The organism is Mixta sp., assembly GCF_024610815.1.
Lineage (GTDB): Bacteria > Pseudomonadota > Gammaproteobacteria > Enterobacterales > Enterobacteriaceae > Mixta > Mixta calida.
In genome coordinates this window covers 1-10996 of record NZ_JANION010000216.1, presented here as the reverse complement: position 1 = coordinate 10996, position 10996 = coordinate 1, and the positions used below count along the sequence as shown (strand labels likewise).

At 59.9% G+C, this 10996-nt stretch carries 10 protein-coding genes; 2 read left to right on the top strand and 8 right to left on the bottom strand.

From position 1 onward, the window contains the following. The first annotated feature begins 192 nt into the window (after window positions 1-192). Both MYY08_RS16490 and argS read left to right on the top strand, forming a co-directional pair. Window positions 193-315 (top strand): hypothetical protein, encoded by a 123-nt coding sequence (locus MYY08_RS16490; protein WP_257152221.1) that lies wholly within the window; start codon window positions 193-195, stop codon window positions 313-315. Window positions 316-517: 202 nt separating this feature from the next. Beyond that, window positions 518-2251 carry an arginine--tRNA ligase gene (gene argS / locus MYY08_RS16485; protein ID WP_038629965.1) on the top strand — a complete coding sequence of 578 codons (1734 nt, stop codon included), beginning with the start codon at window positions 518-520 and terminating at the stop codon, window positions 2249-2251. Window positions 2252-3064: 813 nt separating this feature from the next. Here argS and flhE read toward each other — a convergent pair. The 8 genes from flhE to MYY08_RS16445 form a co-directional block, all read right to left on the bottom strand. After that, a complete protein-coding gene (gene flhE, locus MYY08_RS16480; RefSeq protein ID WP_190295939.1) occupies window positions 3065-3460 on the bottom strand; it encodes a flagellar protein FlhE in 396 nt (131 codons plus the stop codon). Continuing rightward, window positions 3460-5544, bottom strand: coding sequence for a flagellar biosynthesis protein FlhA (flhA, locus tag MYY08_RS16475; RefSeq protein ID WP_038625582.1), 2085 nt, complete (start codon window positions 5542-5544; stop codon window positions 3460-3462). The genes flhE and flhA overlap by 1 nt, the downstream gene beginning before the upstream one ends. Next, on the bottom strand, window positions 5537-6694 hold the full coding sequence (gene flhB, locus MYY08_RS16470; protein WP_038625580.1) for a flagellar biosynthesis protein FlhB: 1158 nt from the start codon (window positions 6692-6694) through the stop codon (window positions 5537-5539). Before flhB ends, flhA begins: the two co-directional genes overlap by 8 nt. 185 nt (window positions 6695-6879) lie before the next feature. Continuing rightward, window positions 6880-7524, bottom strand: a complete 645-nt coding sequence (gene cheZ / locus MYY08_RS16465; RefSeq protein ID WP_038625578.1) for a protein phosphatase CheZ — start codon at window positions 7522-7524, stop codon at window positions 6880-6882. 9 nt (window positions 7525-7533) lie between these two features. Continuing rightward, complete coding sequence (gene cheY, locus MYY08_RS16460; RefSeq protein ID WP_038625576.1) at window positions 7534-7923, bottom strand: chemotaxis response regulator CheY; 390 nt, start codon at window positions 7921-7923, stop codon at window positions 7534-7536. Between the two features lie 40 nt (window positions 7924-7963). Further along, window positions 7964-9013 carry a protein-glutamate methylesterase/protein-glutamine glutaminase gene (locus MYY08_RS16455; RefSeq protein ID WP_104951522.1) on the bottom strand — a complete coding sequence of 350 codons (1050 nt, stop codon included), beginning with the start codon at window positions 9011-9013 and terminating at the stop codon, window positions 7964-7966. Further along, window positions 9010-9885, bottom strand: a complete 876-nt coding sequence (cheR, locus tag MYY08_RS16450) for a protein-glutamate O-methyltransferase CheR (protein ID WP_038625573.1) — start codon at window positions 9883-9885, stop codon at window positions 9010-9012. The genes MYY08_RS16455 and cheR overlap by 4 nt, the downstream gene beginning before the upstream one ends. 389 nt (window positions 9886-10274) lie before the next feature. Further along, a partial coding sequence (locus MYY08_RS16445; RefSeq protein WP_288014965.1) for a methyl-accepting chemotaxis protein occupies window positions 10275-10996 on the bottom strand: 722 nt, incomplete at its 5' end.

Sequence of the window (10996 nt, the reverse complement as noted above, 5' to 3'; positions counted from 1 at the left end):
GAATTTATCGTATTAAAGTCCAGTTTAGCACGGTACAGAGCCAAAAAATATTTTATAAAAGCATCATTAACCTTATGTTTTTAATTACGTTTGAACGAGGTTTAAGGTAATTCCTAATTGGGCGGTGTCGCAATTGCGGCTACTAAGGCTTTCTTATAGATTTACCCGAACCATCACACAAGGAATGGCTATATGTTTAAACTCATTATTATTGCAGTTCTGATCGCGCTGATGGGGTTTGCTATCTCCCGCCACTGGAAAGTGCGCAATGAAAAAACGGTAAGCAACCCGTATCGTCACCTCAGACGTCGCTAACCTTTTTTCCCGTTGGCGGAAACATACACAGCCGTGTTTCCGCCCGCAAGGGCTACTGACGCCTCCTTTCAAATCAAGTATACTTCCCCCCTTCTTTTTTCCGCGACGCCATTTTACAGCATCCTGCCAGGCTGTCTGGCGCCGCGATGATAATGCCCGTACCGCAACGCGGCGGGCAATGCAGACAGGTGAAGGTAACTCGGTGAATATTCAGGCTCTCCTTTCCGAAAAAGTTAGTCAGGCGATGATCGCCGTCGGCGCGCCGGCAGATTGCGAACCTATGGTTCGTCAGTCGGCGCGCGTGCAGTTTGGCGATTACCAGGCCAACGGCATCATGGCGGTGGCGAAAAAACTGGGCCAGCAACCGCGCCAGCTGGCCGAGCAGGTTGTGCAGCATCTTGCGCTGGACGGCATCGCCAGCAAAGTCGACATCGCCGGACCGGGCTTCATTAACATTTTCCTCGCGCCTGAGTTCCTGGCGCAGCAGGCGGAAGCGGCGCTGGCGTCGCCGCGCCTGAACGTTGCGCCGGTGCAGGCGCAAACCATCGTTATCGACTACTCCGCGCCAAACGTGGCGAAGGAAATGCATGTAGGCCATGTGCGCTCGACAATCATCGGCGATGCGGCGGCCCGCACCCTTGAATTTCTCGGTCATAAAGTGATCCGCGCCAACCACGTTGGCGACTGGGGCACGCAGTTCGGCATGCTGATCGCCTATCTGGAAAAGCAGCAGCGCGAACATCATGAAGCGATCGCGCTTTCCGATCTGGAAGCGTTCTATCGCGAAGCGAAGAAGACCTATGACGAAGATGAAGCGTTCGCCGAGCGCGCACGCGGCTACGTGGTAAAACTGCAGGGCGGCGACGAATATTGCCGCGCCATGTGGAAAAAGCTGGTCGATATCACTATGACGCAGAACCAGACGGTTTACGATCGTCTGAACGTGACGCTGACGCGCAACGACGTGATGGGTGAAAGCCTGTACAACGATATGCTGCCGGGCATCGTCGCCGATCTGAAAGCCAAAGGGCTGGCGGTGGAAAGCGAAGGCGCCACCGTGGTTTTCCTCGACGAATTTAAAAATAAAGAAGGCGAGCCGATGGGCGTCATCATCCAGAAGAAGGATGGCGGCTACCTCTACACCACGACGGATATCGCCTGTGCGAAATATCGTTATGAGCAGCTGCACGCCGATCGCGTGCTGTACTACATCGACTCCCGTCAGCATCAGCACCTGATGCAGGCCTGGACCATCGTGCGTAAAGCAGGCTACGTGCCGGAATCGGTGCCGCTGGAACACCATATGTTCGGCATGATGCTGGGCAAAGATGGGCGTCCGTTCAAAACCCGCAGCGGCGGTACCATTAAGCTGTCCGATCTGTTGGATGAAGCGGTAGAGCGCGCGACGGCGCTGGTTTCTGAGAAGAACCCGGATATGGATGCGGACGAGCTGCGCAAGCTGGCGAATATCGTCGGTATCGGCGCGGTAAAATATGCCGATCTGTCAAAGAGCCGCACCACCGATTACATTTTCGACTGGGACAATATGCTGGCCTTTGAAGGCAATACCGCGCCTTATATGCAGTACGCCTATACTCGCGTGCTGTCGGTGTTCCGTAAAGCGGGCATCGATGAGAATGCGGTGCTGGAAGGTCAGATTCAGCTCAGTGACGAGCGTGAAACCCAGCTGGCGGCGCGCCTGTTGCAGTTTGAAGAGACCATTACGCTGGTGGCGCGCGACGGCACGCCGCATGTGATGTGCGCCTATCTGTACGATCTGGCGGGCCTGTTCTCCGGCTTCTATGAGCACTGCCCGATTCTCTCTGCGGAAGACGAAGCTGTCCGTCAGAGCCGTCTGAAGCTGGCGCTGCTGACCGCGCGCACGCTGAAGCAGGGCCTGGATACGCTGGGCATCGAGACGGTCGAGCGCATGTAACTTTTACGCTTTGCCGCGCTGATTTCGCGGCGAGACTGACTGAAAAAATCCACGCTCCGGCGTGGATTTTTTATTGGCGATTTGGCGCGGCGGGAGATTGCTGGCGGCGCTTGCCCTGGGTAGGTCAGCGGCGAAACTCGGCGTTGGCATCAGCGCAGCGTTGGGTAGGTCGGCGGCGAAACTCGGTGTTGACGCAAGCCCAGCGCAGCCAGCGGCGGACAGGCCGCTCCGTAAAGACGCCATGAATCCATCCCTGGAGGCTCTGCCGCGTCATCCCTGACGCGGAAGCTTTACTACGCAGCCTGTCCGCCTCGGCTTCAGCATCTGATGAAATTTGCCGCCGCTTTTCGGCATTGATATCGCTTTGATTTTTCTCCAGGCGCCATGTGACTAAAAGGCACAGAACAATGGCAATTAAAAGGTAATGTTCCGGTAGCGCAAATCTCAAGGGAGCGAGAGGAGCTGGCCGATGAGGCGGGCCTCCCGCGCCAGGGAAGGCGCGGGCGGAGGCCCCAGGGATGAGTTTATGCCGTCCCGCCGAACGGCCAGTTCCTCTTGCGACCGGCACGAAGTTGGTTTTCAACCAGCATCCCCGATATCTCTCAGCCCAACAAAATAAACCACAGGTAAGGTTCCGGCAGCGCAAATCTCAGGGGAGTAAGGGGAACTAGCCGATGAGGCGGGCCTCCCGCGCCAGGGAAGGCGCGGGCGGAGGTCCCAGGGATGGGTTTATACCGTCCCGCCGAACGGCCAGTTCCTCTTGCGACCGGCACGAAGCCGGTTTTCAATCAGCAAGACCGGCAGCAAACTGCCCTACTGGTAATTCACCATCACCTGATTGCTGAGTACGCGCAGCACCGGAAACAGCCTCCCCTGCCCAGGCACGCTATAAATAAAGCGCAGCGTATCGCCGGCAGGCACATTCGTCAGGCCGCGCGTGGCGCCGCTGGCGCCTTCGATCGGCGTACAGCGCGTGCTGGAACAGAGCTTCACCTGCATCCCCGCAGGCTGCGGGCCCGTCAGCTCAAAACGCCAGTAGATAATCGTCATCACGCCGGATACCGGCCCTGGCGGCGTAATCGCCGCCGATGAGGCCTCGACGCCGCGGTTGCTCAGGCTCGCGCCGGCGGCGCTCCCCTGCCACGCCCCGCCCGCCGCCTGCGCGGCTAACGGCAGCAGCAGCGCTAAAGACAACAGCGCATATTTCATCAGTGGCCTCCAATGGTCGCCGTCATACGGATATGACGGTTATCGGTCAGCTCCATATTGGAAAGCACCGCCAGCTGCGGCAAATTGCGGCGCAGGAAACGCGCCAGCAGCGCCCGCAGCGGATGATTCACCAACAGCACCGGCGGCGCGCCCAGCATCTCCTGATTTTGCAACGCGCGCTGCGTCTGATCCAGCAGACGATCCGCCAGGCCCGGCTCCAGACCGCCGCCGCCCTGCAACGCCTGCAACAACAGACGTTCCAGCGTCGCATCCAGACCAATCACCTGCACTTCTCCATTGCCAGGGAACCACTGCTGCGTAATCGCGCGACCCAGCGCCACACGCACTACCGTCGTCAGCTCGTGCGGATCGCTCTGCACCGGCGCATGCTCCGCCAGCGTCTCGATAATGGTACGCATATCACGGATCGACACGCGCTCCGCCAGCAGATTTTGCAGCACCTTATGCAGCGTCGTCAGCGACACCACGCCCGGCACCAGATCTTCCGTCAGCTTCGGCATCTCCTGGCTCACGCGATCCAGCAACTGCTGCGCCTCCTGACGACCAAACAGCTCGCTGGCGTACTGGCCGATCAGATGGTTCAGGTGCGTCGCCACCACGGTGCTCGCTTCCACCACGGTAAAGCCCTGAATCTGCGCCTGCTCTTTCAGCGCGCTGTCGATCCAGATGGCGGCAAGACCAAATGCGGGATCGACCGTCTGTTCGCCGGGCAAGGTGCCGGCGGCGGTGCCAGGGTTGATCGCCATCCAGCGGCCCGGATAAGCGTCGCCGCTGCCAATCTCGACCCCTTTCATCAGAATGCGGTAGCGCGCCGCAGGCATATCCATATTGTCGCGGATATGCACCACCGGCGGCAGAAAGCCCATCTCCTGCGCGAACTTCTTACGAATACTGCGGATACGGCCCAGCAGCTCGCCGTCCTGCGTGCTGTCCACCATCGGGATCAGGCGGTAGCCCACTTCCATACCCAGCGAATCTTCCAGCTGCACGTCGCCCCAGGTCGCTTCCACTGTCGCCGCCGTCTCCTGCGCACGCGGGATCGCCTGCTGCGCAGCCGCCTTCGGCTTCATCTCACGACCGCGCTGCCACCAGGCCAGGCCCAGCAGCGCGGCGGTAAACAGCAGGAACACCAGGTTCGGCATCCCCGGCACCAGGCCCAACAGCCCCAGCACGCCAGCGCTCAGCATCATCACACGCGGGTTGCTGAACAGCTGGGTCACCATCTGCTCGCCCACATCCTGATCGGTGCTGACGCGCGTGACGATAACGCCCGCCGCGGTGGAAATCACCAGCGCCGGGATCTGCGCCACCAGGCCGTCGCCGATGGTCAGCAGCGTATAGCTTTCCGCCGCCGCGCCGAACGGCATGCCGTGCTGCACCACGCCCACCAGCAAGCCGCCCACGACGTTGATAATCATAATCATGATGCCAGCGATGGCGTCGCCGCGCACAAACTTACTGGCACCGTCCATTGAGCCGTAGAAATCCGCTTCCTGCGTGACTTCGGAGCGACGTTTCTTCGCTTCCTCTTCGCCGATCAGACCGGCGTTGAGATCGGCATCGATCGCCATCTGCTTGCCGGGCATCCCGTCAAGCACGAAACGCGCCCCCACTTCCGCGATACGCCCGGCACCCTTGGTGATCACCATAAAGTTAATGATGATCAGGATAATAAACACCACGATACCGATGGCGAAGTTGCCGCCGACCAGGAAGTGGCCGAACGCTTCCACCACCTGTCCCGCCGCCGCCGCGCCGGTATGCCCTTCCAGCAAAATCACGCGCGTCGAGGCAACGTTCAGCGCCAGACGCAGCAGCGTCGAGAACAGCAGAATGGTCGGGAACGCGGCGAACTCCAGCGTGCGCTGGGTGAACATCGCCACCAGCAGCACCATGATCGACAGCGCGATGTTAAAGGTAAACAGCAGATCGAGGATAAAGGGCGGCAGCGGCAGCACCATCATCGACAGGATCAAAAGAATCAGCAGCGGGCCAGCCAGCACCTTCATCTGCGTATCTTTCATGTTACCCGGTAAGCGAAATAAAGCGGCCAGATTAGCCATCAGCTCTTGTCTCTCCTGCAAAGTCCAGTTCAGCCGGTACCGGCAAGCGTTCAGGTCTCTTCGGTATCAGCCCGCCCTCGCGCTTCCAGCGTCGGAGCTGCCATACCCAGGCCAGCACTTCCGCCACCGCCGCATAGAGCGCGCCCGGAATGTGCTGTCCTATTTCACTGTGACGATAAAGGGCGCGCGCCAGCGGCGGCGCCTCCAGAATCGGCACGCGATGTTCTTTACCCAGCTCACGAATGCGCAGCGCCACGTCACCGGCGCCTTTCGCCAATACCTTCGGCGCGCTCATTCTCTTCTCGTCATACTGCAACGCCACCGAATAGTGCGTCGGGTTGGTGACGATCACGTCCGCCTTCGGCACATCGGCCATCATGCGGCGGCGAGCGGCGGCGCGCATCGCCTGACGGATGCGCCCTTTCACATGCGGGTCGCCTTCCATCTCTTTATGTTCGTCACGGATCTCCTGACGCGTCATACGCAGCTTTTTGAAATAGCTGAACAGCTGCCAGAACACGTCGAAGCCCACCATCGGCACCAGGCCCAGCACCACCAAAAAGCAACAGGCGGCGATCATATTCATGCCGTGTGCCAGGGCCTTCCAGGGCGATTCGGTAATCAGATGCAGCATATCGGGCCAGCGGCTCCAGACATACCAGCCCGCCACCGAACCGACCAGCACCGCCTTCAGCACCGCTTTCAGCAGCTCGGCCGCCGTCTGGGCGGAAAACATGCGCTTCAGTCCGCTCAGCGGGTTCAGCTTACTGAAGCTTGGGGAAAGGGATTTGCCGCTCAGCACGATGCCGCCCAGCAGCATCGGCGAGGCGATGGCGACCAACACCAGGCCCGCCATCATTGGCAGCAGCGCCGACACCGCCTGCCCCAGCAGACGGCTGATATGGCGAACAATCTGACCGGGATCGTTAATTAAACGGTGATCGAAGCTAAAGCCGGACGCGACCATTTCGGCCAGCTGTCGGGCCATCGATTCGCCGCCCATCCACAGCACCATCAGCCCCGTCACCAACATCAGCAGGGAGGTCAGCTCGCGGGAACGCGGGATCTGCCCCTCTTTACGCGCTTTTTCAAGTCGGTGGGGTGTGGGGGATTCTGTTTTTTCCTCGTCGCTATCGCTACCTTCAGCCACGTTGATAACCTGCGCCAGAATGGGGATTGCGCATAGGTTGCCAAACTTGAGCCGTTTTAATGGGACGAGTAACAGGGTTAAACAGGGGTTATTTCAGGGAATGGATAAGGCAGGCTGACGCGACGCCAGCCTGTTTGAATAAAATCGGGGCGCCGCCGTCCCATAATGCGGACGGCGGCGACCTTTCAGAAGCCCAGGCTGTCGAGCAGATCGTCAACCTGATCCTGGTTCGCCACGACGCCAGGGGCGGCGGCGTTAATCTGCGGACCGTTCAGCAGGCTGTTCTCTTCCCGCTTCTGACGCGCGTTCGCTTCCGGCATGTTCTCCAGCAGCACCATCAACAGCTGACGCTCAATCTCCTGAATCACATCCATCATGCGCTTGATCACCTGACCGGTAAGATCCTGGAAATCCTGCGCCATCATGATGTCGAGCAGCTGTGCGTTGGTAAAGGACGTGTGTTCCGGCACGGCGGCCAGATATTCGCGCGTATCCGAAACCAGTACACGGGCGTCCGCCAGCTCGATGGGGTCTTCAAACCAGGCGTCCCAGCGCGTTTTCAGATCTTTAGCACCGCTCTCCAGCGCGTCCTGACGCGGCTGTGAAGCTTCTACGCAGTTCAGCGCGCGCTCAGCGGCCTGAGCGGTCATCTGTACCACATAGTCGAGACGGTCGCGGGCGTCAGGAATCGCTTCCGCCGCTTCCGCAATCGCCTGATCCAGTCCCAGCTCGCGCAGGCTGTCACGCAGCATGCGCGTCAGGGAGCCGATGCGAGAAATAATATCTTGCGCCGAAGCCGCATCTGTCGCTGGTTTCGTAAGTTCGCTCATCACGTCTCCTTACATACCTAATTTTTCGAAGATCTTACCTAACTTCTCTTCCAGGGTCGCTGCGGTAAAAGGTTTGACGACATAGCCGCTGGCGCCAGCCTGAGCTGCGGCAATGATGTTCTCTTTTTTCGCTTCGGCGGTCACCATCAGCACCGGCAGCTTGCCCAGGGTGGCGTCGGCGCGAATGGTCTGCAGCAGCTGCAGGCCATCCATGTTCGGCATGTTCCAGTCGGAAATGACGAAATCGAAACCGCCCGCGCGCAGCTTGGTCAGCGCATCGACGCCGTCTTCAGCTTCTTCAACGTTGTTGAAGCCCAGTTCTTTCAGCAGGTTGCGCACAATACGACGCATCGTATTGAAGTCGTCCACCACCAAAAAACGCATATTCTTGTCAACCATATCTACTCCTGTGTTATCTCGTCCCGCTGGACGGGCTCGGTTAAATGCGCAATGCCTGTCCGGCGCTAATTTTTGCCAGCATGTGCTGACTGATTTGGTGCAAATCCACCACTTCACTGGCTCCCCCGTGAGCGATAGCCTCACGCGGCATGCCGAAAACCACACAACTTGCTTCGTTCTGGGCGATGGTCCAGGCGCCGGCGCGGTACATCTCCAGCAGTCCGGCCGCGCCGTCGTTGCCCATGCCGGTGAGGATCACGCCAACGGCGTTGCGTCCGGCGTGTTGCGCCACCGACTTAAACAGGACATCCACCGACGGCTTATGGCGGTTAACCGGTGGGCCGTCGTTCAGCTTCACCTGATAGTTGGCGCCGCTGCGCGCCAGCTCCAGGTGCATCGCGCCGGGGGCGATATAGGCGTGCCCCGGCAAAATACGCTCACCGTCTTCCGCTTCTTTCACGGTAATCTGGCAAAGTTTGTTCAGCCGCTCGGCGAACGAGCGGGTAAAGCCTGGCGGCATATGCTGGGTAATCAGCAGCGCCGGGCTGGTTGCCGGCAGCGGCTGCAACACATGGCGAATCGCTTCGGTGCCGCCGGTGGAGGCGCCGATAGCGATCAGCTTCTCGCTGCTCAGCAGCGGCCCGGCCTTCAGCATCGCTGGCGCGGCCTGCGCGCCGCGCGGCACCAGACGGGCGCGGGCGGCGGCGCGGATCTTGTCGGCGATCATCTGGCTGTAGGCCATCATGCCTTCACGGATGCCCAGCTGCGGTTTGGTGACGAAATCGATCGCCCCCAGCTCCAGCGCGCGCAGCGTGACTTCAGAGCCTTTCGCCGTCAGCGAAGAGACCATCACGACCGGCATCGGACGCAGACGCATCAGCTTTTCCAGGAAATCGAGGCCGTCCATGCGCGGCATCTCGACGTCCAGCGTCAGCACCTGCGGGTTGTACTGTTTAATTAAATCGCGCGCCACCAGCGGATCGGGGGCCGTGGCCACCATTTCCATATCGGGATGGCTGTTGATGATCTCCGTCATCAGTTGACGCATCAGCGCTGAATCATCAACGCACATTACGGTGATTTTGCTCATGCTCTTTCCTTAGTCAGCCCGTAAACCGTTTGTCCGCGCAGATAGAACTCTTTGCTTATCTGGCTGAAGTTTTCCGAGTGGCCAGCGAACAGCAGACCGCCGGGCTTCAGCAGCGGGACAAAGCGCCGCAGGATCTTTTCCTGGGTTTCTTTGTCGAAATAGATCATGACGTTGCGGCAAAAAATCGCATCAAACGGGCCGGGCAGCGCCCACTCGTGCGCCAGCAGGTTCAGCTGGAAAAAATTCACCGTGCTCGCCAGCTCGGAGCGCACGCGCACCATGCCGGAATGCGGGCCTGTGCCGCGCAAAAAGAAGCGCTGCATCTGCGGCTGCGAAAGCGTGCGCAGCTCCTCCTGGCGATAGATGCCCGATGAGGCCTTCTCCAGCACCTGCGTATCAATATCGCTGGCGTGAACGGAGAATTTCCCCGGTCCGGCGCCCAGCGTTTCCGCCAGCGTCATAGCGATGGAGTAAGGCTCCTCGCCGGTAGAGGCCGCCGTACTCCAGACGTTGTAGCTGCCGCCGCGCCGTTTGGCGTGTTCCGCCAGAATCGGGAAGTGGTGCGCCTCGCGGAAAAAGGCCGTCAGGTTGGTGGTCAGGGCGTTGATAAACGCCTGCCACTCCGCGCTGTTGGGATCGTTTTCCAGCAGGGCGAGATAACGGCCAAAGTCATCAATATTCAGGGTGCGCAGGCGCCGCACCAGCCGGTTGTAAACCATTTCACGTTTATGATCGGCAAGCACGATGCCGGCTCGCTGATAAATCAGCTGACTGATACGGCGAAAGTGCGTATCAGAGAGAGGCAAACGCTGCACCATCTGGGCCAGCAGCGTCGCGTTCTCAGGTGGTGCCAGTACTGTCGATTTCTTCATCCAGGTTCACCCAACAAAGCAGTTTAAGGTTTAAAGGCGCCACTTCCTGGCGATGGCTTGTCAGCTTCTCACCCTGCTCGCCTGCCTTACCGCCTGCGGCGCGTCGTGCGCTGCGGCTGTCTGGTCCGACTATCGGGGCGTCGCGCTAATCCGTGGCCGCTGCCGCTTCCTCATCAGCGCGGCATTTTGCTGTGTGACCTAATCTGGCTATTGACGATCGCGACGCCGGTGACGCCGCCGCGCTCTTCATTTGAAGCGGGGCAGCATTTGATGTCGCGGCGTGGCCTCTGCCTGCCGTTGCCTTGCGCCTGCGCCATCCCTCTGTCCGTCTCACCAACTTCTTCCGTCAACACGTTTTTCTTATTGTTTACCGCCTGCCTGGACGAGAATCAGAAGGTTTCCCAGTTCTCATCCGAGCCAGCGGCCTTGCGCGCTACCGGTGTCGACGCCGCGCTCTGCGGCTTTTTCGCTGCCGTATTAACGTTAACGGCGGCGGCGGCGAATTCTTTACGAATTCTGAACACCGCGACCGCCTGACTGAGACGGCTCGCCTGTTCTTCCAGCGCGGCGGCCGCCGAGGCGGACTCCTGCACCAGCGCGGCGTTCTGCTGCGTCACGCGATCCATCTCGGTCACCGCCAGGCCCACCTGGTCGATGCCGCGGCTCTGCTCGTCCGACGCCGAGGCAATTTCACCCATGATGTCGGTGACGCGGGTGACCGCGCTGACGATGTCGCTCATGGTTTCGCCCGCGCTTTCAACCAGTACAGAACCGGTATCGACACGCGCCACAGAATCTTCAATCAGCGACTTAATCTCTTTCGCCGCCTGAGCGCTGCGCTGCGCCAGATTGCGCACCTCGCCCGCCACCACCGCGAAGCCGCGGCCCTGTTCACCGGCGCGCGCCGCTTCCACCGCCGCGTTCAGCGCCAGGATGTTGGTCTGGAAGGCGATGCCGTCGATCACGCTGATGATATCGGCAATCTTTTTCGAGCTGCCCGCGATCTCGCTCATGGTTTTCACCACGCCGTCCACGACCTTGCTGCCCTTCTGCGCGGTTTCGGAGGCGCTCAGCGCCAGCTGCGACGCCTGACGGGCGTTTTCAGCGTTCT